This is a genomic window from Kitasatospora sp. NPDC094015 (assembly GCF_040304075.1).
GTDB lineage: Bacteria > Actinomycetota > Actinomycetes > Streptomycetales > Streptomycetaceae > Kitasatospora.
In genome coordinates this window covers 16,954-41,909 of record NZ_JBEOUL010000020.1, presented here as the reverse complement: position 1 = coordinate 41,909, position 24,956 = coordinate 16,954, and the positions used below count along the sequence as shown (strand labels likewise).

Here is a 24,956-nt window from a genome sequence, read left to right as displayed (position 1 = left end):
GGCACCGCGAGGCACCGCGCCGGGCTCGGCCGATCCGGACCAGCAGGCCGTTCCGGCGGGTGGCGACCGCGCGCGAGCCGTCGCCGGGCGCGCGGTACGCGGTGGTCAGCGGGCGCCGGGCGTCCTCGGAGGTCCACAGGCGCCGCGGGGGTGAGGCTGCGCGGGGCCCGTAGTCCCGGTCGCCCGCGCCGGGCAGCTCGTCCTCGCCGTGCACGAGGTCGACCGGGAGGCCGTGGCGGCGCAGCAGGACGCCGAGCGCCTGCCAAGGCCTTCCGGTGTCGGAGGGTCATCGCAGGGTCAGAGGTCCAGCACCTGGTCCGGGAAGATCAGGTCGGGGTCGCCGCCGATGGTGCGGATGTTCCTCGCGTACAGGCTTCGCCCGTCGGTGCCGAACTTGGCCGCGATCTCGCTCAGGGTGTCGCCGCTCCTGACGGTGTAGGTACCGGTCGGGGCGCCGTTCCGCGGTGAGTTGACCGGGGTCGACCGGGTCGACGGGGCCGGCGGGGTCGGCGTCCGGGCCGGTCGCCCGGCGTCGGCGGGGCTCGGGTGGGGCCGGTGCGCCGGCCGGGGCTCGGGGGTGGTCGGCTCTGCCTTGGTGGCGGCGCCGGCCCGGGGCGGCGCACCGGCCCGGGTCAGACCGGCCCTCCTGGAGCAGGTCGGCCAGGCGCCGGGGCCCTGCGAGGCGAGCACCTTCTCGGCGACGGCGATCTGCTGCGCCCTGGTGGCCCGGTTCGCCTGCGGCGCGTACGCGGTGCCGCCGTACGCGCGCCAGGTGCCGGCGGTGAACTGCAGGCCGCCGTAGAAGCCGTTGCCGGTGTTGATCGACCAGTTGCCGCCGCTCTCGCACCGGGCGACGGCGTCCCAGGCCGAGGGGGAGGCGGCCGAGGCGGAGGAGGCCGGGACGAGGACGGCCACCGGCAGTGCGGCGGCGGCGCCGGCGACGACGGCTGCGCGGACCCGGTTGCGCCTGGTGGTGGGCTTGCTGGAGGTGGAGGTGGTGGCAGTGGCGGTCTCGTGACCGGAAGTCATGAGCATCCTCTCGACAGAGCTCCTGGGCGGGCACGGGGAACCAGGCCCGGGTGGGCCGGTACTCCGCTCGCCGCACTCGATGGGCGGCCGGGCACGTGCGGGACGTGCCGTGCCGCCCGGGTTCTCCCCCGCTCGCCGCCGACCCGTTCCGAGCCTCGGCCGGCCGGCGGGCACGGCCTTCGCACCGGAGATCGGCCGGCGGGCCGTGCCTCGGGTGAACCCGGGTGGTGCTCGTTGCACCGCCCAAGAAGCTACGGGTGGTTGCGGTCAGTCATCAAGCAACTCCCGTGCAGCGCAGGTCAGTTGAGTGCTACCGGCGGTAATGACCAGGAAATCGAGCCCGTTATCCACGCTTTTGAGGTGGTTTTCGTGGCAGAGGAGGCCGTCAATGCGCCCCCGATCACGCCAATGCCCCGGCGAAGCCGCCAGCGGACGCCGTCCGAGGCGACCGTCGGGTGACGATCGGTCACCACATCGGCCGGAGTTCCCGCTTCCGGTGACAGTCTCGACAGCACCGGCCCCACGAGCCCCACCGGCCACCTCCGTCATCGACCACGCCCGGGGTGGTCGCACAGCGTGATGCCCCGCCCGGTCCGTACCCGGCGCAGGAGGCCGGCCGTCGCGCCGTCGGCGAGAGGCGTACGCCCATCGGCACCCCTGTCACCGCCGGGAACAGCCGTCACGCCCGCCGGCCTGCGCACGCCCCGGCCACGAACGGTGGCCCCGGCGGCCACCCGGCCCGGGCCGCCCTTCCCGACACCGGCGCGGCGGAGGGCGGCGCCGCCGACGAGGTGACCGCCGTCAGGCCCGTGAGCCGCGGGAACGCTTCCGGGACGCCTCGCCCCGAGCCCCCACCGGAGCCCGTTCTCGCGCCTTCGTCGCCCACGCTGCCGGACCCGGCCGGGCACGGCCGGCGGCACCTTCGAGGACGCCGACCGCCGTGGCCCCTGCCGTCCGCGCGCCGTGACCACCGCCCAGGAGCGCCGTGACCGTCGGCGCCCACGGCTCCCACCCGGCGGGCGCCGCGAACGGGATGTCGACGAAGACGACCGCGCACGCCGCGCCCACCGCCGCGCACCACCCCCCACGCCCCGCCTCCACCATCAGCACCCCGACCCGGGCTTGAGCGCGCACCGGAGCCGGGATCGGCACCTCCCCAACACACCGACCGGACAGGCTCCGGAGGCTGCCGAGGTGCACCCGCCGCGACACGGGACCTTGCGCGGCGTCGCGGCCAGGTGTCAGGGGCGGGCGCGAGGATGGGCGTCACAGCGATCGAGTACCGCTGTCCGGCCGGCGCACCACCCCGGCCGGCCGGTGGAGGAAGCACAGGGAGGCAGTGATGGACGTCGACGACCGCGGGCCGGAGCGCGCGATCCGGGCGGGTGACCAGGGGACCGCGGTGCCTGGTCCCAGGGTGTTGGTGGCGGGGGCCAGCATCGCGGGTCCCGCCCTGGCCCACTGGCTGCGCCGGCGGGGCGCGGAGGTCACGGTGGTGGAGCGGGCCCCGGGGCTGCGTCCCGGCGGCCAGGCGGTGGACGCGCGCGGGGTCGCCAAGGAGGTCATCGCGCGCATGGGGCTGGACGCAGCGGTCCGGGCGGCGTGCACCGACACCGCCGGCGCGCACACCGTGGATGCGGACGGGCAGGTACTGGAGACCTTCCGCGCGGACGACGACGGTGGCGACGGGTTCATCGCGGACATCGAGATCCTGCGCGGAGACCTGTCCCAGGTGCTCTACGACGACACCCGCGACGACGTCGAGTACATCTTCGGCGACCGGATCGCCGAGCTCGCCCAGGACGCGGACGGAGTCGACGTGGTCCTCGCGGGCGGCGGCCGGCGGCGCTTCGATCTGGTGATCGGGGCCGACGGGCTGCACTCGGAGCTGCGGGCGATGGTCTTCGGGCCGCGCGAGCGGTTCCTGCGCCCCCTCGGGCACGTACTGGCCTTCTACAGCGTGCCCAACGAGTTCGCCTTGGACCGCTGGCTGCTGGAGTACCAGGAGCAGGAGTCGGGGCGATCCGTCCTGCTGCGACCCATCCAGGACGCCACCCGGGCGATGGCGATGTTCTACTCCGCCTCGGACGGCGTCGACGTCGACCACCGTGACGTCGCGGCCCAGAAGCGCCTGCTGCGTGAGCGGATGGCGGGTCTGGGCTGGCTGGCCCCCGACATTCTGGCGCACCTGGACGAGACCCCGGACTTCTACCTCGACCAGGTCGCCCAGGTGGTGATGGAGCGTTGGTCGAGCGGACGGGTGGGGCTGCTCGGGGACGCCGCGTTCAGCTCGTCACCGATGTCCGGGCAGGGCACCGGGCTGGCTCTGGTCGGCGCCTACCTGCTGGCGGGGGAGCTGGCCACCGCCGGGTGGGATGCCGACGCCGGGTTCGCCCGCTACGAGGCCCGGATGCGTCCGTTCGTCGAGGCCAACCAGGAGATCGGCCGGTTGAACGCCCGCAGCCGCCAGGTCCCCGGCCCGGACGCCGAGCCGCTCCCCGATTTCACCGGGGAGTGGTTCACCGAGCTGGTCGGACGGGCGATCAACGGCGTCGAGCTGCCGGACTACGCGGGGGTGCCGGACTCCGCGACCCCGGCCGGATCCCGGACCGCCCCGTCGGCCCGACCGTAGGCCGCGTCCGACCGCCAGGCCCGGTCTCGCTGCCTGGTGGGCCCGCTGCCGGCGGCCGCTGCCCGTGCGGAGCGGCCGTTCGCCGGCGGGCTCAACTGCCCGGCAGCAGGACCGGCTTGACGGTCGTGCCGGCCACCGCGTCCCGTTCGGCGTCGTTGATCGCGCTGAGCGGGTAGGTCCGCACGAGCCGGTCGAACGGGAAGCGTCCCTGCTGCCACAGGTCCAGCAGCCGCGGGATGAACAGCTGGGGCACGGCGTCACCCTCCATGATTCCCTTCACGTTCTTGCCCTGTGTCAGGGCGGCGGGCGGGAGCGTCACCGGCCGTGACGGGGCGCCGACCAGGCCGACGGTTCCCGTGGGCCGCAGGGCGTCGATGGCGGTGTTGATGACCTCGGGGACCCCGGTGGTGTCCAGGGCGTACTGGGCTCCTCCCCCGGTGAGTGTGCGCAGTCGCTCCACGATGTCGTCGTCACCGCCGTGCACCGTGGCGGTGGCGCCGAGTTCGCGGGCCAGGGACAGCCTGCTCCCGTGCAGGTCGACCGCCACGATCGTGGTGGCCCCGGCGACCCGGGCGGCCATGATCGCGGACAGGCCCACCGCGCCCGCCCCGAAGACGACGATGCTGGAGCCCGCCGTGGCCCGCAGGGCGAGGAGCACCGAGCCGGCGCCCGTCTGGACCGCGCAGCCCAGCGGGCCGAGCAGTTCCAGCGGCAGGTCCTTGTCGACCTCGACGATGTTGCGTGCGGTGGCCAGCACATGCGTCGCGAACGACGACTGGCCGAACCAGCGGGCCGCGACCGGACACCCGTGGCGGTCGGTGACCGGGCCGGGGGCGTCGAGGCCGGAGCCGGTGAGGTTGAGGCGGTAGAAGTGCTCACAGTACGCCGGGTGCGCACCGAGGCAGTTCCGGCACGCCCCGCAGGAGTCGAAGGAGAGCACGACGTGCGCGCCGGGGGCGATTCCGGTGACGCCGGGCCCCACCTCCTCCACGATTCCGGAGCCTTCGTGCCCGGTGATGACGGGCGGCTGTGCCAGGAATCCCGGCGTCCTCGGCAGGAGGTCGGTGTGGCAGAACCCCGCTCCCACGATCCGTACCAGCACCTGGCCGTGGCCCGGAGGCGCCAGCTCGACCGGCTCGATCACGTACGGGTCACTCGCACCGCGCAGCACTGCGGCTTCGATCTTCATTCTGGTCTCCTTCGTCCGATGTCGTGGGCGCTGCGGAGCTCCTGGCGGAGCACGGCCCGCCCCGACGGCACGTCTTTTGTTCCTGTTTCTCGCCGCCTCAGGGGTGTCCGCATGCGAGCACCCCGGGGCCGCGCGGGCCCGGACGGGCGACGGCCGGGCCGTCGAACCGGGCACCCGCTCAGGCCAGCGGCTTGGCGAGGACGGCCTTGCGGTGGCTGAAGGTCTCGATGGAGTACCGGCCGTGGTAGCTGCCCATGCCGCTCGCGCCCACACCGCCGAACGGCAGGTCCAGGACCATGACGTGGGCCACCGGCAGGCCGTAGGCGAGCCCGCCGGAGGAGGTCTCGGCGGCGATCCGGTGCCGCGTCCCGTCGGACTCGGTGAACACGTACAGGGCGAGCGGCTTGTCGCGGTCGTTGACGAAGTCGATCGCCTCGTCGAGGCCGGCCAGGGTGACGATCGGCAGGATGGGACCGAAGATCTCCTCCTGCATGACGGGGGAGCCGGGGTCGACGTCGGCCAGGACGGTCGGGGCGATGAACCTGCTCGTCCGGTCGCTGCCCCCGCCCACCACGACGCGCCCGGAGCCGAGCAGGTCGGTGAGGCGGTCGAAGTGCCGCTCGTTGACGATCCGTCCGTACGTCCCGGACGCCGCGGGATCGGTTCCGTAGAGACGTTCGACGGCGCGGGTGAGGGCGGGTTCGAGGGCGGCGGCGGTCTCCGGATCGGTCAGTACGTAGTCCGGAGCGATGCAGGTCTGCCCGGCGTTCAGGAACTTGCCACGGGCCAGCCGCTCCGCGACCACGTCGAGATCGGTGCCGCGGTCGACGAAGACCGGGGACTTGCCGCCCAGTTCCAGGGTGACGGAGCTGAGGTGATCGGCGGCGGCCCGCATGACGATCCGGCCGACCGTGCCGTTGCCGGTGTAGAAGATGTGGTCGAAGTGCTCGGCCAGGAGCGCTGTGGTCTCGGGGATCGCGCCCTCGACGACGGCCACCGCCGCGGTGTCGAGGTAGGCCGGCAGCAGCCTGGCCAGCACCGCGGACGTGGCCGGCGCCAGCTCGCTCGGCTTGGCCACGACCGCGTTCCCGGAGGCCAGCGCGCCGACCAGCGGAGCGAGCAGCAGCCCGGCAGGGTAGTTCCACGGGGCGATGATCAGTACGACCCCCAGCGGGTCGTACTGGGTCCAGGCCGACGCGTCCGGCCCCAGCTGCGGCGGGACCGCCACCGCCTCGGGAGCCAGCCACGCCCGGAGGTGGTCGAGGGTGTGGTCGATCTCCCGGACCGTGAAGTCGATCTCCGTACGGTACGCGTCGCCGGACGGCTTGCCGAGGTCGGCGTGGAGGGCGGTGGCCAGATCCTCGCCGCCCTCGACGAGCATCTCGCGCAGTGCGCGCAGCTGCGCCGTGCGCCACTCGAGGGGCTTGGTGCGGCCGGTCCGGAAGGTGGCGCGCAGCCGCGCGACGATGTCGGCCGGCGACTCGGAGCTGATGTGGTTCATGGGGAGCCTCGCTGGGCGTGCGGCACGGCCGAGGTCGGCCGAGCCTGATGGATGGAGGGAGCGGGTTGCTCGGGCAACCCTGCGACAGGTGTCCGGAGCCGACGGCGACGTGGAACGTCCGGTCCTGTTCACGCGCGCCCGTCTCGCCGGTGTCGCTGGTGCCGGCGGGCCGGGTCGCGGAGGTGGCGGGGCTACGCAGCCCGGTTCTCGGCGGGCCGGGTCGGCTCGAGGGAGGTCCGCAGCGGGGCTTCCTCGATGAAGAGGCAGAGCAGGAGGGCGAGGAGCGCGCACGGGGCGGCGTAGAGGAAGACGTCCGCGATGCCGTGGCCGTAGGCGCTCTCGAGCCAGGTGCGGACCGGAGCGGAGAGCCGGCTCATGACGGGCAGTGAGCCGCTGCCGGAGGCGTGAGCCGCCGCAGCCCGCGCCTCGGGGGTCAGGCCTCCGATGGTGGCGGTGGCGTGGTGGGCGATCCGGGAGGACATCAGGGAGCCGAGGACGGCGACGCCGGCCGCGCCGCCGAGGGAGCGGAAGAAGGTGATCACGGAGGAGGCGACGCCGAGGTCGGCCGCGCTGACCTGGTTCTGGGTGGACAGGACGAGGTTCTGCATCATCATGCCCACGCCGACCCCGAGCAGGGTCATGTCGACGGCGAGCTGCCAGTAGGGGGTGTCGTAGCGCATCAGGCCGAGCAGGCCGAGGCCCGCGGTGAGGAAGACGCCGCCGGACACCAGCCAGCCCTTCCAGCGGCCGGTGGAGGTGATGAACCGGCCGGAGACCGTGGAGGAGACGAACATGCCGGCGATCATCGGGATGGTCATGATGCCGGACATGGTCGGGGACTCGTCACGGGCGAGCTGGAAGTACTGGGAGAAGAAGACCGAACCGCAGAACATGCCGACGCCGACGAACAGGGAGGCGAGCGAGGCGAGCGTGATGGTGCGGTTGCGGAACAGGCGCAGCGGGATGATCGGCTCGGCGGCGCGCGTCTCGTTGAACACGAACAGCAGCGTGAGCAGGACGGTGGCGCCGACCATGGCGAACGTCTGCCAGGACAGCCACGGGTACTTGTCGTCGGCGAACGTCACCCAGATCAGCAGCAGCGAGGCGGCCGCGGTGATGAGGAACGCGCCGGTCCAGTCGACCTTGACCTTCCGCTTGGCGACGGGCAGGCGGAGTGTCTTCTGCAGGACGGCCAGGGCGATCAGCGCGAAGGGGATGCCCACGAACAGGCAGTAGCGCCAGCCGAGCCAGTCGGTGTCGGTGATGACGCCCCCGAGCAGCGGCCCGCCGGCGGTGGCGACGGCGAAGGTCGCACCGGTGTAGCCGGAGTAGCGGCCCCGCTCACGCGGGGAGATCATCGCGGCCATGACCACCTGGACCAGAGCGGTCAGACCGCCCGCACCCAGGCCCTGCACCACCCGGGCACCGATCAACATCGCCGGGCTCTGCGCCAGACCCGCGATGACCGAGCCGACGATGTAGATGACCAGGGACATCTGGACCAGTGCCTTCTTGCTGACCAGGTCGGCCAGCTTGCCCCACAGCGGGACGGAGGCGGTCAGCGAGAGCAGCGCGGCCGTGACGACCCAGGTGTAGGCGGACTGGCCGCCGCCGAGATCCTTGATGATCGTCGGCAGCGCGTTGGTGACGATCGTCGAGGAGAGGAGGGCGGCGAACAGACCCACCATCAGACCCGAGAGCGCCCTCATGATCTGCCGGTGCGTCATGGACGCGTTCGCGTCGTCAGCCGCGGGCTCGGGCGCGCCCTTCGGCTTCGCGTGGACCTGCGCGGGGGCCGGTGCGATCGTCGCCATGGTCGTCGTTCTCCAACGTCTCGGATTCACCCGAAGCGCGGATCCGCGCTTCTTCGTGCCGGGCGCGTTCGCCCGGCCCCCGATCGACGCCCTTGCGGTGCCTCGTTCGGACACCCCGAGACTCCAACGGAAGACTGTCCACCTTCCAGACCAAATGAGGGCGATCAGCTTCCACTCGTGTCCACTCGTGCCCACTCGTCGGCGTGCGCGGGATGGGCTCGACCCCGTGCGAGGACGCCGGCCGGGACCTGGACGCGCCGCCGGGAGCCGGCCTGCTGCGTCATCACCTACCGGCGCGTCCGCCCTCCGTGTCGGCTGCGCTTCAGAGCCAGGGCCGCGGGTCGCTCCAGGCGGCCAGTTCGCGGCGGCTGTCGAAGCGCATCGGGCGGCCGGTCACCGGGTCGGTGAACTCCAGGGTGCGGGCGAGGAGTTGGAGCGGGTGGCGGAAGTCGTCGGGGGCTGGTTCGGCGAGCACCTCGGGGTAGAGCGGGTCGCCCAGGATGGGCAGCCCGGCGGCGGCCATGTGCAGGCGCAGCTGGTGGGTGCGGCCGGTGTGCGGCAGCAGCCGGTAGCGGGCCGCCGCGCCCCGGTGGGCGAGGAGTTCGATCCGGCTCTCGGCGTTGGGCGGGCCGGGCACCTCGCGGGAGGCCAGCTCGCCGCGCTCCTTGACGATCCGGCTGCGGGCGGTGAGCGGCAGCGGGAGCTCGGGGTCGTGGCGGGCCACCGCCTCGTACTCCTTGCGGACCAGGCGCTGCTCGAAGAGTCCCTGGTAGGCGCCCCGGTGGCGGGGGTCGGCGACGAACATGACCACGCCGGCGGTGAGCCGGTCGAGCCGGTGTGCGGGGCTGAGCCGGGGCAGGTCGAGGTCGCGCCGCAGCCGGGCCAGCGCGGTCTCGGTGACGTGGCGCCCGCGCGGGGTGGTGGCGAGGAAGTGCGGCTTGTCGGCGATCACCAGCCGCTCGTCCCGGTGCAGCACCTCGACGGCGAACGGGACGGGTGTCTCCGGCGGCAGGTCGCGGTGGAACCAGAGGTAGCCGCCGGGGGTGTACGCGCGCTCCGCGGTGACCGGGCCGTCGGCCGCCACGAACTCGCCGGCGGCCAGCATCGCGTCGACGCGATCGGCGCCGATGGCCGCCGCGTAGCGTTCCAGCAGGTACGCGCGGGTGGTCGGCCAGTCGCCGGTCACCGGGAGTTTCAGCCGGACCGGGTCGACCCCGCGCCGCTGCGGGAGGGGGCTCATGGGCACCCCGGACTTTCGCCTCATCGGCCGGACACCCTCCGTAAGCCGCTCGAACCGGCCCCAGCCAATCATCCGGCCGGGCCCGGCGCCCAATCCGGGCCGGTCCGCCGGATGGGCGGCGCGGGGCGGGCGTGCGACGATGGCAGGGCGGAACGCCGACTTCCGGGCGGGTGCCTAGATGGACACCAACGAGCAGCAGCACAGGATCATCCCCCCGACCCGCCGCTCCCCGGCCACGCCCGAGGAGGGCGGGTCCGGTGGCGGCGAGCAGGCTTTCGACGGCCTGCTGATGGTGCCGATCGCCACCGCGCTGATCGCCCAGGACGGCCGGATCCTGCACTGGAGCCCGGACGCGGAGGCGCTGCTCGGTTACAGTCCGGAGCAGGCGGTGGGCGCGCCGGCGGCGCAGCTGCTGGTGACGAGCGAGCAGCGGCCCGAGGTGCTGGAGCTGTTCTCCGACATCCTGCACGGCCGCGCCTGGTCCGGGGTGTTCCCGGTCCGGCACCTGGCCGGCCACGACGTGAACCTGGAGTTCCGCACCCACCCGATCGCGGGCCCCGAGGGGCAGCCGCTGGTGCTGGCGGTGGCCTCGGACGTGACCGCGCTGCGGCGGCTGCAGGCCGATCTGGCCGTCCTGGACGGTTTCTTCACCCAGTCCCCGGTCGGCATGGCGGTCTACGACGACCAGTTGCGCTTCGTGCGGCTGAACGAGGCGCTGGCCCGGATCAACGGGCTGTCGGTGGACGAGCACCTGGGGCGGACCATCACCGAAGTGCTGCCCGGCCTGAACGGCACCGAGATCGAGGCGGTGATGCGCGAGGTGCTGGACGGCGGCGACGCGGTGGTGGACGCCCGCTCGCACGGCCGCACCCCGGGGGATCCGGCGCACGACCACGCCTGGTCGGCCTCGTACTTCCGGCTGCAGCGCCCGGACGGCCAGCTGCTCGGGGTCAGCTCGACGATCGTCGACGTCACCCAGCGCCACCAGGCCGAGCTGAGCGCCGCCAAGGCCCAGGACCGGCTGGCGGTGCTGGCGGACGCGAGCGCCTCCATCGGCACCACCCTGGACCTGCGGCGCACCGCCCGGGAGCTGGCCGAGGCGCTGGTGCCGCGGCTGACCGACACGGTGGGCGTGTTCGCGCTGGAACACCTGGTGACCGGCGAGGACCCGCACGCGGCCGACACCGAGGCGCTGCGGGTGCGCCGGCTCGCGGTGGCCACCGTCGACCCGGACCACCCGGTGCAGGACCTGCCGACCGAGTCGGTGCACCGGGTGCCGCCGGGGTCGGCGTACGCCCGGGCGCTGGCCACCGGCCGCACCGTGACGATGCCGAACTGGGAACTGCCGCTGCTGGTCACCGCCGAGGTGCCGCCGGAGCGCCTGCGCGGGTACCTGGGCCCGGAGCCGCGGCCGGTGGTGATCACGCCGCTGGTGGCCCGCGGCACGGTGCTGGGCATGGTGGTGTACTCGCGCCGGGCCGGGCAGGCGCCGTTCGGCGAGTCGGACCTGACGCTGGGCGACGAGCTGGCCGCCCGGGCGGCGGTGGCGATCGACAACGCCCGGCTGTACCAGCGCCAGCAGCAGACCGCCCAGGCCCGCGAGCAGGCGCTGCGGGAGGCGCGCGCCGCGCAGGAGCGGCTGGCGCTGGTGAACAACGCGAGCGCTCGGATCGGCACCACCCTGGACCTCGGCCAGACGGCCCGGGAGCTGGCCGAGATGGCCACCCCGCGGCTGGCGGACACCGTGGTGGTGGAGGTGCTGGACGCGCTGGTGCGGGGCGCCAGCGGGCCGGGCCCGGGGCGCGCCGACCGGTCGGCGGTGCTGCGCCGGCTGGCGTACCACACGGTGCCGGGCAGCGGGATGTCCCCGATCACCCCGGTCGGTTCGGTGCACCGCTTCCACCCGAGCACGCCGAACGCCTGGGTGCTGGCGCACCGGCGCCCGGTGTTCCTGCCGGAGATGACCAAGAAGGCGCTGGACTGGTTCAACGACGACCGGGAGCGGGCCGCCGCGGTGCGCGAGCAGGGTGTGCGCTCGCTGATGGTGGTGCCGCTGATCGCCCGGGGCGCGGCCGTGGGCGTGGCGACCTTCTACCGCAGCCTCACCGACCGGCCGTACGACGAGGAGGACCTGACGCTGGCGGCCGAGCTGGCGGCCCGGGCGGCGCTGGCGATCGACAACGCGCTGCTGTACACCCGGGAGCGGGACGCGGCCGAGCAGCGGCAGCGGGCGCTGGAGGCGGCCGGCGCGGCGCAGACCAGGCTGGCGCTGCTGAACGAGGCGAGCACCCGGATCGGCACCACGCTGGACCTGTACCGCACGGCCGAGGAGCTGGTCGAGGTGGTGGTGCCACGGTTCGCCGACTTCACCACCGTCGACGTGCTGGAGTCGGTGCTGGCCGGCGACGAGGCGGACCCGGTGCCGCGGGACGGTTCGGTGCTGATGCGGGCGATCGCGGTCGGTGAGGTGGACGAGGAGGGCCGGATGGCGGGCGCCGCCGATCCGGTGGGCGCGGCCTCCCGTTCGGCGATGCTGTACGCGCAGAGCCTGCGCTCGGGCCGGTCGATCCTGGTGCCGCACGTGGACGAGGCGGCGCTGCGCCGGATCGTGGCGCACCCGGACCGGGTGCAGCCGAGCCTGGACGCGGGGGTGCACTCGTACCTGATGGTGCCGCTGCTGGCGCGCGGGACGGTGCTGGGCGGGGCGGAGTTCATCCGCAGCCGCAACCCGGACGCCTTCACCACGGCGGACGTCTCGCTGGCCGAGGAGCTGGCGGCGCGGGCCGCGGTGTGCATCGACAACGCCCGGCTGTACCGGCGGGAGCGGGACACCGCACTGACCCTCCAGCGCAGCCTGCTGCCGCAGGACGTGCACCACACGCCGGGGCTGGAGATCGCCTCCCGGTACCTGCCGAGCAGCGTGATCAGCGAGGTCGGCGGCGACTGGTTCGACGTGGTGCCGCTGTCCGGCGGGCGGGTGGCGCTGATCGTGGGCGACGTGATGGGCCACGGCATCCGGGCGGCCGCCACCATGGGGCAGCTGCGCACGGTGGCCCGGACCCTGATCACCCTCGACCTCGACCCGGCCCGGGTGCTGCGCCGGCTGGACGACGCGACCGGGGCGATCGGCGAGGGCCAGTTCGCGACCTGCGTGGTGGTGGTCTTCGACCCGGTGGAGCGGGTCTGCACGGCCGCCACCGCCGGCCACCTGCCGCCGGTGCTGTCCGCCCCCGACGGCACCACCCGGCTGCTGGAGCTGCCGCCCGGGGTGCCGCTGGGCGTCGGCGGGGTGCAGTTCGAGAGCACCGGCTTCACGCTGCCGGAGGACGGTCTGCTGGTGCTCTACACGGACGGCCTGGTGGAGCGGCGCGGCCAGGACCTGGACGAGGGCATGGACCTGCTGTGCCGGACGGTGGAGGCGCGCAGCGGTTCGCTGGAGGAGACCTGCGACGAGGTGATCGACGTGCTGGGGGCGCACAACGGCCAGGACGACGTGGCGGTGATCATGGCGCACGCCCGGCCGATCGGGAAGGACCGGCTGGCGATGCTGTCGCTGGCGGGCGACCACTCGATGGTCCGGCACGCCCGCCGGTTCACCCGCCGGACGCTGGCCGGCTGGGGCCTGGAGCCGCTGATCGACCATGCGGAGCTGCTGACCAGCGAGCTGATCACCAACGCCCTGGTGCACGCCGGCGCGCCGATCCAGCTGCGGCTGTTCCGCAACGCGCTGCTGACCGTGGAGGTATCGGACGTGGACAGCCACGAGCCGCGGCTGCGCACGGCCCGGGAGCAGGACGAGGGCGGCCGGGGCATGCATCTGGTGAACGAGCTGGCGCACCGCTGGGGCAGCCGGGCCACCTACGACGGCAAGGCGGTCTGGTTCGAGCTGGAGATCCCGCCGGGCGCGCGGGGCGCGGGCGAGCCGCCGGACGGCCCGGAGCCGGGTGGGCCGGAGGGGCCGGACGGGCGCTGAGCGGCGTCGACCGGGCGGGGCCGCATTCATCCGATGCAGCGTCGGTGCTGGTCCGGGCGGGTGAAGCGGCGGGGTGGTTCGCGCACGCGCGGCCTGCCGGGGCGGATCATCGGTCCCGTCCCTATCCCAACCAGGAGGACTCGATGCGTTCCAGCATTGCCAAGGTCACCACCGCCGCCCTCTTCGCCGGGCTCGCGCTGATCGGCGCGGCCGGCTCGGCCTCCGCCCACATGCACGACCACCCGCACGGCGCGCTCGCGGTCGGCGGCGACGCCTCCGCCACCGGGGGCAGCGCCCTCGCCACCGGCGGCGACGCCATGGCCGACGGCGGCGACGCGCTGGCGGTGGGCGGCGACGCCTGGGCGGCGGCGGGCTCCGCGCTCGCGGTCGGCGGCGACGCCTCCGCGATCGACGGTTCGGCCCTCGCGGTCGGCGGCGACGCGATGGCGGACGGCGGCGACGCCCTGGCTGTCGGCGGTGACGCGGGTTCGGCGGCCTGAGTCACCGACCGTACGCACCGCGGCCGGGTTCCCCTCGCGGGGGCCCGGCCGCGGTGCGTGGTGGCGCGGGGTCCGCTACTGCCACTCGGGGGTGACGTACGCGCCGGAGATGCCGCCGTCCACCAGGAAGGTGTTGGCGGTCATGAACGAGGAGTCGTCGCTGGCCAGGAAGGCCACCGCGGCGGCGATCTCCTCCGGCTCGGCGAACCGGCCGAGCGGAATGTGCACCAGGCGGCGGGCCGCGCGCTCCGGGTCCTTGGCGAACAGCTCCTGGAGCAGCGGGGTGTTGACCGGCCCGGGGCACAGCGCGTTGACCCGCACGCCCTCGCGGGCGAACTGCACGCCCAGCTCGCGGGACATCGCCAGCACGCCGCCCTTGGAGGCGCTGTAGGAGATCTGCGAGGTGGCCGCGCCCATCACCGCGACGAACGAGGCGGTGTTGATGATCGAGCCCTTGCCCTGCCGGCGCATGTGCGGGATGGCGTACTTGCAGCACAGGTACACGCTGGTCAGGTTGACCTCCTGGACCCGGCGCCAGGCGTCCAGCTCGGTGGTCAGGATCGAGTCGTCGTCCGGCGGGGAGATGCCGGCGTTGTTGAAGGCGATGTCGAGGCTGCCGTAGTGGTCGACGGCCTGCTGGTACATCGCCTCGACCGCGTCCTTGTCGGTCACGTCGGCCTGGATGAACAGGCCGCCGACCTCGTTGGCCGCCTTGCTGCCGCGCTCCTCGTCGAGGTCGACGCAGACCACCTTGGCGCCCTCGGCGGCGAACCGCTTGGCGGTGGCCAGGCCGATGCCGCTGCCCGCGCCGGTGATGACCGCCACGCGTCCGTCAAGTCGCTTGCTCATGGTGCTCATTCCTCCGTGGAGATGAAGACGTTCTTGGTGTCGGTGAAGGCGTCGAGGGCGTCCGGGCCGAGCTCGCGGCCCAGACCGGACTGCTTGAACCCGCCGAACGGGGTCGAGTAGCGCACCGAGGAGTGCGAGTTGACGGAGAGGTTGCCCGCCTCCACGCCGCGGGCCACCCGCAGCGCGCGGCCGACGTCCCTGGTCCAGATCGAGCCGGACAGGCCGTACTCGGTGGCGTTGGCGATCCGCACCGCGTCCTGCTCGCCGCGGAACGGCACGACGGTGACCACCGGGCCGAAGATCTCCTCGGTGAACGCCGGGTCGTCGTGGCGCACCGGTGCCAGCACGGTCGGCGGGTACCAGAAGCCCGGCCCCTCGGGGGCGCTGCCGCGGAAGGCGACCGGCGCGTCCTCGGGGACGAAGGAGGCGACCCTGGCCCGGTGCGCGGCCGAGATCAGCGGGCCCATCTCGGTCTTCTCGTCGGCCGGGTCGCCGACCCGCACGCCCCGCACCGCCTGCTCCAGCAGCGCCATGAAGTCCTCGTGGACGGACTCCTCGACCAGGATCCGCGAGCGCGCGCAGCAGTCCTGCCCGGCGTTGTCGAAGACCGCGTACGGCGCCGTGGCGGCCGCCTTGGCGAGGTCGGCGTCGGCGAAGACGATGTTGGCGCTCTTGCCGCCGAGCTCCAGGGTGACCGGCTTCACCTGGGCGGCGCAGCCCGCCATGATGCCCTTGCCGACCTCGGTGGAGCCGGTGAAGACCACCTTGCGGACGTCCGGGTGGGTGACGAAGCGCTGGCCGACCACCGGGCCGCGGCCCGGCAGGATCTGCAGCACGCCCTCCGGCAGCCCTGCGGCGAGGGCGAGTTCGCCCAGGCGCAGCGCGGTGAGCGGGGTGAGCTCGGCCGGCTTGACCAGCACCGTGTTGCCGGCGGCGAGCGCCGGGGCCAGGCCCCAGGCGGCGATCGGCATCGGGAAGTTCCACGGCACGATCACCCCGACCACGCCCAGCGGTTCCCGGAAGGTGACGTCGAGGCCGCCGGCGACCGGGATCTGCCGGCCGAACAGCCGCTCGGGGGCGGCCGCGTAGTACTCGATGACGTCGCGGGCGTTGCCCGCCTCCCAGCGGGCGTTGCCCACGGTGTGTCCGGCGTTGGCGACCTCGAGGGCGGCCAGGTGCTCCGCGTCGGCGTCCACGGCGGCGGCGAAGGCGCGCAGCAGCCGGGCCCGGTCGGCGGGGGCGACCCGGCGCCAGGTCTCGAAGGCGGCCTTGGCGCGGGCGATCGCGGCGTCGGTCTCGGCAAGCGAGGTGAGTTCGAGGGTGGTGATCACCTCCTCGGTGGCCGGGTTGAGCACCTGGTAGAGGTCGGGTTCGGTCATCGGGCTGCCTCCTTGCAGCTGGCCGCGGTGAACGCGTCGAACAGTCGGGGGTCGTCCGGGTCGGTCTCCGGGTGCCACTGGACGGCCACCGTGAAGGCCCGGTCCGGCAGTTCGAGGGCCTCGACGGTCTCGTCGGAGCTCCAGGCGGTGGCCCGCAATCCGGTGCCGAGCCGGCCGACCGCCTGGTGGTGGTAGCAGTTGACCTGGGCCGCGGAGCCGAGGATCTCGCCGAGCCGGCTCTCCGGGCGGACCACCACGCCCTGCCGGACGAAGGTGGCCGGCAGCGTCTGGTGGCTCTCGTCGGGCAGGTGCTGGACCAGGTCACCGCCGAGGGCGACGTTGAGCAGCTGCATGCCGCGGCAGATGCCGAGCACCGGCAGGTCGCGGTCGAGCGCGGCCCGTAGCAGCGCCGACTCCCAGGCGTCCCGGTCGCGTTGCGGGCGGCCGGTGCGCGGGTGCGGTTCGGCGCCGTAGCCGGCCGGGTCGAGGTCGGCGCCGCCGGCCAGCAGCAGCCCGTCCAGCCGGCCGATCAGCCGGTCGACGCCGCCGTCCTGGGGCGGGAGCAGGACGGGGGTGCCCCCGGCCCGGGAGACGGCGTCGAGGTAGGTCTGCGGCAGGACGGCGGCGCGCTGGCGCCAGACGCCCCAGGCCGCCTCGTCCAGGTAGCTGGTGATGCCGATGATCGGGCGCACGGTCACAGCCGCTCGAATCCGCGGCGCCGCTCCCAGTCGGTCACGGCCGCGTCGTAGGCGGCCAGTTCGGTCCGGCCGGCGTGGGTGTAGTGCTCGACGACGTCCTTGCCGAAGGCCTCGGCGGCGGCCTCGCTGTGGGCGAAGGCGTGCACCGCGTCGCGCAGCGTGGCCGGCACCCGGGGGGCGTCGGAGGCGTACGCGTTGCCGGTGAACTCCGGTTCCAGCGCGAGCTGGTGCTCGACGCCGTGCAGTCCGGCGGCGATCAGGGCGGCCACCGCGAGGTAGGGGTTGACGTCGCCGCCGGGGACCCGGTTCTCGAACCGCAGCGAGGGGCCGTGGCCGACCACCCGCAGGGCGCAGGTGCGGTTGTCGCGTCCCCAGGCGACGGCGGTCGGCGCGAAGCTGCCCGGGACGTAGCGCTTGTAGGAGTTGACGGTGGGGGCCAGCAGCAGCGAGAAGTCGGCCAGGCAGGCGAGTTGGCCGGCCAGGAAGTGCTCCATGGTGCGGGAGAAGCCGTTCGGGCCGTCGCCCGCCATCACCGGCCGGCCCTGCTCGTCGCGCAGGCTGAGGTGGATGTGGCAGGAATTGCCCTCGCGCTCGTTGTACTTGGCCATGAAGGTGAGGCTGACGCCCTCCTGGGCGGCGATCTCCTTGGCGCCGGTCTTGTAGACCGAGTGGTCGTCGCAGGTGGTCAGCGCCGGGCCGTACTTGAACGCGATCTCGTGCTGCCCAGGGTTGCACTCCCCCTTGGCGGACTCCACCGTGAGCCCGGCGCCGGCCATGCTGTTGCGCAGCCGGCGCAGCAGCGGCTCGATCCGGGAGGTGCCGAGGATGGAGTAGTCGACGTTGTACTGGTTGACCGGGGTGAGGCCGTGGTACGCCTTGTCCCAGGCCTGCTCGTAGCTGTCCCGGAAGACGATGAACTCCAGCTCGGTGCCGACGTAGGCGTGCCAGCCGTAGCCGGCCAGCCGGTCCAGCTGGCGGCGCAGGATCTGCCGCGGGGAGACGCTGACGGGCCGGCCGTCGTGGTGGTGCACGTCGCACTGAACCATGACGGTGGCGGGGTGCCAGGGCACCATCCGCAGGGTGTCGAGGTCGGGGGTGAGGACCAGGTCGCCGTAGCCGCTGTCCCAGGAGGAGATCTGGTAGCCGTCCACGGTGTTCATGTCGATGTCGACGGCGAGCAGGTAGCCGCAGCCCTCGGCGGCGTTGGGCACCACGTCGGTGAGGAAGTACTCGGCGGCGATCCGCTTGCCCTGCAGGCGCCCCTGCATGTCGGTCATGGCGAGGACCACGGTGTCGACGGTGCCGGCGGCGACGAGCTCCTCCAGGCGGTCGAGGGTGAGCCGGGCGGCGGTCATCGGATCTCCAATTCGTCGGCCAGGGTGCCCTGGTGGCCCGGCAGTTCCTGGCTGTCGGGGGCGGTGGCGTCCTGGACCCGCGGGCCGGTGAACCAGTGCCGGGCCGAGACCAGCCACCACAGGCCGGCGAACCCGAGCACCACGGCGACCGCGACGGGGGTGTAGTTGAAGCTGACGGCGGTGACGGGGCTGACGGTGGGCAGCATGAACAGCACGGTGATCACGGCGGTCCAGCCGACCGCGACGCTGCCGATGATCCTGCTCCAGCGGCCCAGATGCCAGGGACCACGCTGGAAGGCGTCCCCCTGGCGGAGCCGGAGGAAGACCGGGATGACGTACGAGATGTAGAGGCCGATCACCGAGATGGAGGTGACGGCGGCGTAGGCGGTGGTGTTCCACAGCACCGGCAGGGCGAGCAGCAGGGCGCCGCCGGTGGCCAGCCAGACCGCGCTGGTGGGCGTCTGGGTGCGCGGGTTGATCCGGTGCCAGAGCTTGGCGCCGGGCAGCGCGCCGTCCCGCGAGAAGGCGTAGATCATGCGGGAGTTGGCGGTCACCGAGGCCATGCCGCAGAAGAACTGGGCGCCGATCACGATGAGCAGCAGCAGCTTGGCGCCGGTGGGGCCGATCGCGTCGATGAAGATCTGCGCCGGCGGCACGCCGGTGGAGCTGGCGAGTTCGCCGTCGTAGTCCTGGATGGCGAAGGTGATGCCGAGCAGCAGGATCCAGCCGGCCACCAGGGAGACCACGATGGCGTTGACGATGCCGCGCGGGCCGGAGCGGGCCGCGTCGTGGGTCTCCTCGGTCATGTGGGCCGACGCGTCGTACCCGGTGAGGGTGTACTGGGCGAGCAGCAGGCCGAGCATCCCGACGTAGAAGCCGTTCTGGAAGCCGGTGTTGTTGACGAAGTGGCTGAACACGAAGGAGGCGGAGGCGTGGTGGTCGGGCAGCAGGGCGAGTGCCCCGACGATCACCGCCACGCCGACCAGGTGCCACCAGACGCTGACGCTGTTGAGCAGGGCGACCAGCTTGACGCCGCGGGTGTTGAGCAGGCCGTGCAGCAGCAGGATCACCACGAAGATCTCGACCGTGTGACCGGTGCTGGCGGTGAAGCCGAACTGCAGGTCGAGGAAGGCGTTGGTGAAGAACGCCGCGCCGTAGTCGACGCCCGCGGTGACGGCGACCTGGCCCATGAAGTTGAACCAGCCGGTGAACCAGGAGGCCGCGGGCCCCTTGGAGCGGGCGAGCTTGGCGGACCAGTAGTAGAGCCCGCCGGCGGTCGGGTAGCTGGAACAGATCTCGGCCATCGCCAGCCCGACGCAGAGCGTCATCAGGCCGACCAGGGGCCAGCCCCAGGTGATCATGGCGGGGCCGCCGGTGTTCATGCCCATCCCGTACAGGGTGAGGCAGCCGGAGAGGACCGAGACGATCGAGAAGGAGACGGCGAAGTTGGAGAAGCCCGACATGGAGCGGGCGAGCTCCTGGGTGTAGCCGAGTTCGCGCAGCCGCTGCTCGTCCGTGGACAGCGGCGCGGGGTCGGACATCGTGGGGGAACCGGCCGGAAACACCGGTGCGGCAGTCTGGTCGGCCGGGCGGGGGCCGGCCTGGTCTTCGGAAGTCATGCGCACCCCTGGGGAATGAGGCGGGACCGACACGCGCGCCCACGTCTTCGTGGTGCGCCCTCCTTGCGTCCAATGGCCCGGAAGCAGACCATTGGGTGTGTGGGCAGCATCGTTCACCCCCGGCCGCCTCGGCGTCAAGGGGGCTCCCCGACCGGCTCCCGCCGGGTCCTGGGTACGATGCCCCGCGTGGAGGAGGCAGGGTTGGACCGGCAACTGAGCACCGTCTTCCGGCCGGTGCGCACCGGCAACGCCTTCGAGGAGACGGTCGAACGGATCCTCCAGGCGATCAAGCTCGGCCTGATCGGCCACGGCGACCGGCTCCCCGCGGAGCGGGACCTCGCCGCCCGGCTCGGCGTCAGCCGCGAGACCCTGCGCGAGGCCCTGCGCTCGCTCCAGCAGGCCGACTACGTCGAGGCCCGGCGCGGCCGCTACGGCGGCACCTTCGTCACCTACCGGCTGCCCGCCCCCGATGTCGGCGAACTGCGGCGTGCCGCGGAGGACCTGGGCGCGGAGCTGGAGGACGCGCTCAGCTTCCGCCTGGTCCTGGAGACCGGCGCGGCCGACCTCGCAGCCCGGCGCCGGCTCTCCCCCGAGCAGCGCGCGTACCTGCTGCAACGCCTCGCGGACGCGGACGGCGCCAGCGCCGAGGAGTACCGCCAGTGCGACTCCCGCTTCCACCTGGCGATCGGCGAACTGACCGGCTCCCCCTCGCTCGCCGCCAGCATCACCGAGGCCCGCATCCGGCTGAACGACCTGCTGAACGCGATCCCGATGCTGGACCGCAACATCGACCACGCCGCCGAGCAGCACGGTGCGATGGCCCGCGCCATCCTGGCCGGCGACGCCCCGGCCGCCCGCCGCGCGACCGAGGAGCACCTGGAGGCGACGGCGACCCTGCTGCGGGCCTTCCTCGGCTGACCCCGCCCGGCGCGGCTCAGTCGCGCCAGACGACCACCAGGAGGTGCCGTCGGGCGGCTTCGCGGTAGAAGGCGCACAGGGCGGTGAAGTGCCGGTGGAGGTAGTCGCGCGGGGCGCGGATCAGGCCGACGGTGCTGATCAGGGCGCTGGCCTCGGCGTCGTCCGCGGGCAGGGCGGCCAGCGCGGCGGTGAGGTCGATCCCGGCGAGCAGGGCGGCGATCTCGACGACGGCCGCAGGTGAAAGGACCGCCGGGGCAGGCCCGGCGGGGGCGATCGCGTACGGCGGGTGGTTGAGGAAGGCCGCGTCGAGCTCGGCGTCGCCCGCCGTCGCCCGCTCCAGGGCGGCCAGGTGCTCCTTGTCCAGCAGGGCCAGCCGGCCGAGGCGTTCCAGCGGCTCGGGGGCCCGGTCCAGGTCGAGGCGGTCCTCGGGGGGCGGGTCCCAGCCGCGCTCGCCGTCGGGGGTGGCGGCGGCCGACCGGCGGCAGGCGGCGAGGTAGCCCGCCGGGACCCGGGCCAGCCGCTGTGTGACGGCCAGCCCGCCGCAGGCCGTCCAGCCGGGGTCCGGCGGGTCCGCCGGGTCGTCGTCGGCCACCGGCCGGTCAGCGGCCTTCGAGCGCGGCGCGGGTCCGGGGGCCGTACACGCCCGCCGGGTCGCCGGTGATGCCGCGGTTGCTCTGCAGCTGGGCGATGCCGCGGCGGGTGGCCTCGTCGAAGGTGCCGGTGGCGGAGACGTAGGTGAAGCCCTGTCCGAACAGCCGTTCCTGGAGGTCCGCCACGTCCGCCCCGGTGTCCCCCAGCGTGAGCACCCGCGGGCCGGTGGCGGTCGGCTGCCCGGACGGTGTCCCGGTGCCGGACGGCCGGGCGGACGTCGGTGTCGCGGGGGTGGTGGACGGGGCGGCCGACCGGGTGGCGCCCGCCGCGGCGGAGGCGGCGGTGCCCGCACCGGGCGTCGCCGTCCCTGCGGTGGCCGCGGGGAGCGCCGGTACGGCGGGGGTGGGCGCGCCCGGGGCCGCCGGGGCGGCGGCCGGGCGCGGCGGGGCGGGCGCCGGACGCAGCGCCAGGTAGCCCGCGCCGCCGAGCAGCAGGACGATGACGGCCGCGAGGCCCAGGGTGGTGCCGGCGGGTCGCCGCCGGGCGGGCACCGGCCGCGCCGCGGGGCGCGGGAGCGGCGGGCGCACCGCGGCGGCGGGCACCTCCGGCAGCACGGGGGGCGGGAGGTGGCCGGGTCCCTCCGGTATCGCGACCGCGGGCATGTACGGGCGCACCAGGGTGTCCTCGGCGGGGCGCGTGGTGGCGGAGCGGTCTGTCACGGGATCCTCGTACGGGTTCGAACTGCGGGCCGGCGCCCGAGAGTACTCTGACGCGCCGGCCCGCCCGCACGGAGCCCTTGGCCAGGAACTGTTCGAATCAGCGCGTTCCTGGTTCCGAACTGACGGTCAGACGTTCATGCCTGCGCGCATCGGCCGGTCCGGCCGGCGGGAGCGGGCCGGCCCGCAGCGGGCGGGCGGGCAGTGGCCGCACCGGCAGGGCGATCAGCAGGCCGAGGGTGATCCACAGGTAGGTGCTGCCGCCGAGCAGCCCGCCCACGCTCGCGGTGTCGAACCGCCAGATCCACACCACACTGCTGCACAGCACCACGTACCCCGCGCCCGCCGCGGTCAGCAGCCTCCTGCGGCGGCCGGAGCCGACGGGTTCGCGCAGCCCGGCGTCGGCCAGCAGGACCAGCGCGGGCAGCACCCACACCAGGTGGTGGATCCAGGTGATCGGACTGATCAGGCAGGAGGTCAGCCCGGTGAGCGCGAACCCGGTCAGCTCGTCGCCGGCGGCGGCCGCCCGGTGCACCCGGTACGCCCACAGCGCCAGCACCGCCAGCACCGCCAGGCCCCAGAGCGCGTGCCCGGCCACCTGCGGAGCCAGCCGGGCGATCATGCCCTGCAGCGACTGGTTGGACACGTACGAGAGCGAGCCGACCCGGTCGGTGTTCCACAGCAGGTCGGTCCAGAAGGCGTGCGAGGCCTGCGGGGCCGCCAGCCGGCCGAGCAGGGTCGCGCCCGCCGCGGTCGCGGTGGCGACCAGCGCGGCCCGGCGGCGCCGGGTGACCAGCAGGTACAGGATGAACACGGCCGGGGTCAGCTTGAACGCGGCGGCCAGGCCGATCCCGATCCCGGCGTACCGGCTCGGGTCGCGCCCCGCGATCGTCCGTCCGGAGCCCGCGCCCCCGCGCCCCGCACCGGCCAGCAGCCACCAGTCGCTCAGCACCAGGGCCAGCAGCAGCAGGTTCACCTGGCCGAAGCTGAAGGTGTCCCGGACGGGCTCCAGCAGCCCCAGCAGGCAGCCGGCCACCCCGAAGGTGAACCAGCGGTTCCAGCCGTGCCGCCGGGCGATCGGGTCCACCAGCCAGAGCAGCAGCGCGGCCGCGGCCAGCGCGCTCAGCGTCACGCTGACCGCCACCGCCGTGTGCCAGCCGATCAGCGCCATCGGCAGCATGCAGACGGCGGCGAACGGCGGATAGGTGAACCCCATGGTGCTGTTGGGGTGGGTGTAGTCGTACAGCGCGCCGCCCGCGGTCCAGTGCTGGACGGTGCCGTAGTAGACCCCGACGTCGAACCAGCCCCGGTGGCCCGGGATCACGGCCAGGAACACCCCGGTCGCCACCGCCAGCGCGGTCAGCGTACCGGCGCGGCCGGCGGTCGTGGTCGGCTTCACCACAGGGCCCTCCCCCTCGGTTCGAGCGCCAGCGGCGCGGGCCGGCCGCCGGGCAGCAGCCGCAGGCCGTACAGCAAGGTCAGGGCGGCCAGGGCGCCGGCCACCGCGAGCGCCAACTCCGGGAGCTCGGGGGCGAATCCGCTGGGCAGTACGGCGAGCGCGAGCACCGCGCTGACCGGCGCCGCCCAGCCGCGTATTCGGCCGTCGGTGGCGGCGACCGCGAGCAGCAGCACGCCCCACAGCGCGTACCAGGGCCGCAGCGCCGGGCCGAGCGCGACCAGCGCGGTCATGCTCAGGGCCAGCGTGTGGACCGGGTCGGTGGTCCGGCGGGCGGCCCACAGCAGGACCAGCACCAGCGCGGCGCCGACCAACCCGAGCCAGCGCCACAGCGGGACGGCGGACTCCGCGGGCCCGAGGCCGAGCAGCACCGCCAGTCCGCGGGTGGCCCGGCCGAGCGCGCTGGTCAGCGACCAGTTGCCGGCCGAGACGGGGGTGGAGAGCGCGTGCACCCAGCCGTAGCCGGTGCCGGTCGCGGCGGTGACCGCCACCGCCGTGCCGGTCGCCACCGCCGCGCTGGCGGACAGCGCGCGCAGCAGCCGGGCCCGGCCGCGCAGCCGGTCGGTCCAGATCGCGGCGAGCGGCAGCAGTCCGAGCGCCGCCGGCGCCTTCACCAGGGCGGCGAGGGTCACCAGCGCGGCCGCCCAGAGCGGCCGCCGGGCCAGCGCCAGTACCAGGCCCGCCACCAGCAGTCCGAGCATCACCGCGTCGTTGTGCGCGCCGGCGACCAGGTGGAGCAGCAGCAGCGGGTTGAGCGCACCGAGCCAGAGCGCCACGCCCGGGTCGACCCCGCAGGACCGGGCCAGCCTCGGGGTCAGCGCGACCAGCAGGGCGACCCCGAGCAGCGCGACCAGGCGCAGGCCCAGCACCCCGAAGTACACCGCGTGGCCGGTGACCCCGGCCACCGCCCCGGACAGCGAGAGGAACACCGGACCGTACGGCGCGGGCGTGAACTGCCAGACGGCGGGCACCTGTTCGGCCAGCGGGCCGCCCAGGTCGGCCGGCCCGTGGGCGTACACGTCGAGTCCGCCGTCGACCATCGCGCCCTGCGCGAGGTAGCTGTACACGTCGCGGCTGAACAGCGGCGGCCCGGCGATCAGCGGCGCGGCCCACAGGCTCAGCGTGAGCACCAGCGAGCCGGCGGACGGCGGGTTGGGACCGCGGACCACCTGGCCCAGCCGGAGCCAGCCGGCGATCAGCAGGATCAGCCCGAAGTAGACGACGAGCAGCCCGAGTTGGGGGTGGCCGCGGAGCGGTCCGAAGCTCTCCCCCACCGGGAGCGCGCCCGCGGCGAGGCCACCTACCGCGAGCGCCGCCGTCCCCGCGAATCCGAGGGTCCGGCACCAGTACGGGTCAGTGGCCACACCCCGGATCGGCATGCGGACAAGCTGCCAGGGCCCGGTGTCCTGACGGCGACGCGCCCTTGGCCCGGAGGTGACCGCCAGCTGGCCGGTTCCGGACCGCCGCAGCCCAGGGCCCACGCCGGCCCACCCCACC

General features: G+C 74.1%; 18 protein-coding genes. 4 read left to right on the top strand and 14 right to left on the bottom strand.

Annotation, left to right across the window (positions count from 1 at the left end; genetic code table 11):
* Positions 1 to 297: 297 nt before the first annotated feature.
* On the bottom strand, positions 298 to 1,029 hold the full coding sequence (locus tag ABT014_RS22685) for a transglycosylase family protein (protein ID WP_350640839.1): 732 nt from the start codon (positions 1,027 to 1,029) through the stop codon (positions 298 to 300).
* A gap of 1,342 nt (positions 1,030 to 2,371) precedes the next feature.
* On the opposite strand from ABT014_RS22685, the gene ABT014_RS22680 reads away from it, so the two are divergent.
* Entirely contained in the window at positions 2,372 to 3,661 is a 1,290-nt protein-coding gene (locus ABT014_RS22680) for an FAD-dependent monooxygenase (protein WP_350640838.1), read from the top strand.
* A 91-nt stretch (positions 3,662 to 3,752) separates the two neighbouring features.
* Here ABT014_RS22680 and ABT014_RS22675 read toward each other — a convergent pair whose 3' ends face one another.
* The 4 genes from ABT014_RS22675 to ABT014_RS22660 all read right to left on the bottom strand — a co-directional run bounded on the left by ABT014_RS22675 (position 3,753) and on the right by ABT014_RS22660 (position 9,405).
* Positions 3,753 to 4,850, bottom strand: coding sequence for an NAD(P)-dependent alcohol dehydrogenase (locus tag ABT014_RS22675; RefSeq protein WP_350640837.1), 1,098 nt, complete (start codon positions 4,848 to 4,850; stop codon positions 3,753 to 3,755).
* Between the two features lie 178 nt (positions 4,851 to 5,028).
* On the bottom strand, positions 5,029 to 6,351 hold the full coding sequence (locus tag ABT014_RS22670) for an aldehyde dehydrogenase family protein (protein WP_350640836.1): 1,323 nt from the start codon (positions 6,349 to 6,351) through the stop codon (positions 5,029 to 5,031).
* Between the two features lie 191 nt (positions 6,352 to 6,542).
* Positions 6,543 to 8,078, bottom strand: a complete 1,536-nt coding sequence (locus ABT014_RS22665) for an MDR family MFS transporter (RefSeq protein WP_350640919.1) — start codon at positions 8,076 to 8,078, stop codon at positions 6,543 to 6,545.
* Between the two features lie 409 nt (positions 8,079 to 8,487).
* Positions 8,488 to 9,405, bottom strand: a complete 918-nt coding sequence (locus ABT014_RS22660; RefSeq protein WP_502895068.1) for a pseudouridine synthase — start codon at positions 9,403 to 9,405, stop codon at positions 8,488 to 8,490.
* 178 nt (positions 9,406 to 9,583) lie between these two features.
* Between ABT014_RS22660 and ABT014_RS22655 the strand changes: the two genes are divergently transcribed.
* Positions 9,584 to 13,378, top strand: a complete 3,795-nt coding sequence (locus ABT014_RS22655; protein ID WP_350640834.1) for a SpoIIE family protein phosphatase — start codon at positions 9,584 to 9,586, stop codon at positions 13,376 to 13,378.
* A 143-nt stretch (positions 13,379 to 13,521) separates the two neighbouring features.
* The gene (locus ABT014_RS22650; protein ID WP_350640833.1) at positions 13,522 to 13,878 is read left to right on the top strand and encodes a hypothetical protein; all 357 of its coding nucleotides are present in this window, start codon (positions 13,522 to 13,524) and stop codon (positions 13,876 to 13,878) included.
* 75 nt (positions 13,879 to 13,953) lie between these two features.
* Here ABT014_RS22650 and ABT014_RS22645 read toward each other — a convergent pair whose 3' ends face one another.
* The 5 genes from ABT014_RS22645 to ABT014_RS22625 are packed head-to-tail and all read right to left on the bottom strand — an operon-like array spanning position 13,954 to position 19,700.
* Positions 13,954 to 14,736 carry a 3-oxoacyl-ACP reductase gene (locus tag ABT014_RS22645; RefSeq protein WP_350640832.1) on the bottom strand — a complete coding sequence of 261 codons (783 nt, stop codon included), beginning with the start codon at positions 14,734 to 14,736 and terminating at the stop codon, positions 13,954 to 13,956.
* Positions 14,733 to 16,106, bottom strand: coding sequence for an aldehyde dehydrogenase family protein (locus tag ABT014_RS22640; RefSeq protein WP_350640831.1), 1,374 nt, complete (start codon positions 16,104 to 16,106; stop codon positions 14,733 to 14,735). The genes ABT014_RS22645 and ABT014_RS22640 overlap by 4 nt, the downstream gene beginning before the upstream one ends.
* Positions 16,103 to 16,804, bottom strand: coding sequence for a gamma-glutamyl-gamma-aminobutyrate hydrolase family protein (locus tag ABT014_RS22635; RefSeq protein ID WP_350640830.1), 702 nt, complete (start codon positions 16,802 to 16,804; stop codon positions 16,103 to 16,105). The genes ABT014_RS22640 and ABT014_RS22635 overlap by 4 nt, the downstream gene beginning before the upstream one ends.
* On the bottom strand, positions 16,801 to 18,159 hold the full coding sequence (locus ABT014_RS22630) for a glutamine synthetase family protein (RefSeq protein WP_350640829.1): 1,359 nt from the start codon (positions 18,157 to 18,159) through the stop codon (positions 16,801 to 16,803). Before ABT014_RS22630 ends, ABT014_RS22635 begins: the two co-directional genes overlap by 4 nt.
* Entirely contained in the window at positions 18,156 to 19,700 is a 1,545-nt protein-coding gene (locus ABT014_RS22625) for an amino acid permease (protein WP_350640828.1), read from the bottom strand. Before ABT014_RS22625 ends, ABT014_RS22630 begins: the two co-directional genes overlap by 4 nt.
* 255 nt (positions 19,701 to 19,955) lie before the next feature.
* On the opposite strand from ABT014_RS22625, the gene ABT014_RS22620 reads away from it, so the two are divergent.
* Entirely contained in the window at positions 19,956 to 20,696 is a 741-nt protein-coding gene (locus tag ABT014_RS22620; protein ID WP_502895067.1) for a FadR/GntR family transcriptional regulator, read from the top strand.
* A 16-nt stretch (positions 20,697 to 20,712) separates the two neighbouring features.
* Here ABT014_RS22620 and ABT014_RS22615 read toward each other — a convergent pair whose 3' ends face one another.
* The 4 genes from ABT014_RS22615 to mptB form a co-directional block, all read right to left on the bottom strand.
* The gene (locus ABT014_RS22615) at positions 20,713 to 21,288 is read right to left on the bottom strand and encodes a DUF1877 domain-containing protein (protein ID WP_350640826.1); all 576 of its coding nucleotides are present in this window, start codon (positions 21,286 to 21,288) and stop codon (positions 20,713 to 20,715) included.
* Positions 21,289 to 21,295: 7 nt separating this feature from the next.
* Positions 21,296 to 22,006 carry a peptidoglycan-binding domain-containing protein gene (locus ABT014_RS22610; RefSeq protein WP_350640825.1) on the bottom strand — a complete coding sequence of 237 codons (711 nt, stop codon included), beginning with the start codon at positions 22,004 to 22,006 and terminating at the stop codon, positions 21,296 to 21,298.
* Positions 22,007 to 22,103: 97 nt separating this feature from the next.
* The gene (locus ABT014_RS22605) at positions 22,104 to 23,402 is read right to left on the bottom strand and encodes a glycosyltransferase 87 family protein (protein ID WP_350640824.1); all 1,299 of its coding nucleotides are present in this window, start codon (positions 23,400 to 23,402) and stop codon (positions 22,104 to 22,106) included.
* Entirely contained in the window at positions 23,399 to 24,823 is a 1,425-nt protein-coding gene (mptB, locus tag ABT014_RS22600) for a polyprenol phosphomannose-dependent alpha 1,6 mannosyltransferase MptB (RefSeq protein WP_350640823.1), read from the bottom strand. The genes ABT014_RS22605 and mptB overlap by 4 nt, the downstream gene beginning before the upstream one ends.
* Between the last annotated feature and the right edge of the window lie 133 nt (positions 24,824 to 24,956).

Bases quoted from the DNA above. Each gene is read 5' to 3' on its own strand.
- ABT014_RS22685 (WP_350640839.1), bottom strand. From the start codon at position 1,029: ATGACTTCCGGTCACGAGACCGCCACTGCCACCACCTCCACCTCCAGC.
- ABT014_RS22680 (WP_350640838.1), top strand. From the start codon at position 2,372: ATGGACGTCGACGACCGCGGGCCGGAGCGCGCGATCCGGGCGGGTGAC.
- ABT014_RS22675 (WP_350640837.1), bottom strand. From the start codon at position 4,850: ATGAAGATCGAAGCCGCAGTGCTGCGCGGTGCGAGTGACCCGTACGTG.
- ABT014_RS22670 (WP_350640836.1), bottom strand. From the start codon at position 6,351: ATGAACCACATCAGCTCCGAGTCGCCGGCCGACATCGTCGCGCGGCTG.
- ABT014_RS22665 (WP_350640919.1), bottom strand. From the start codon at position 8,078: ATGACGCACCGGCAGATCATGAGGGCGCTCTCGGGTCTGATGGTGGGT.
- ABT014_RS22660 (WP_502895068.1), bottom strand. From the start codon at position 9,405: ATGAGCCCCCTCCCGCAGCGGCGCGGGGTCGACCCGGTCCGGCTGAAA.
- ABT014_RS22655 (WP_350640834.1), top strand. From the start codon at position 9,584: ATGGACACCAACGAGCAGCAGCACAGGATCATCCCCCCGACCCGCCGC.
- ABT014_RS22650 (WP_350640833.1), top strand. From the start codon at position 13,522: ATGCGTTCCAGCATTGCCAAGGTCACCACCGCCGCCCTCTTCGCCGGG.
- ABT014_RS22645 (WP_350640832.1), bottom strand. From the start codon at position 14,736: ATGAGCACCATGAGCAAGCGACTTGACGGACGCGTGGCGGTCATCACC.
- ABT014_RS22640 (WP_350640831.1), bottom strand. From the start codon at position 16,106: ATGACCGAACCCGACCTCTACCAGGTGCTCAACCCGGCCACCGAGGAG.
- ABT014_RS22630 (WP_350640829.1), bottom strand. From the start codon at position 18,159: ATGACCGCCGCCCGGCTCACCCTCGACCGCCTGGAGGAGCTCGTCGCC.
- ABT014_RS22625 (WP_350640828.1), bottom strand. From the start codon at position 19,700: ATGTCCGACCCCGCGCCGCTGTCCACGGACGAGCAGCGGCTGCGCGAA.
- ABT014_RS22620 (WP_502895067.1), top strand. From the start codon at position 19,956: ATGCCCCGCGTGGAGGAGGCAGGGTTGGACCGGCAACTGAGCACCGTC.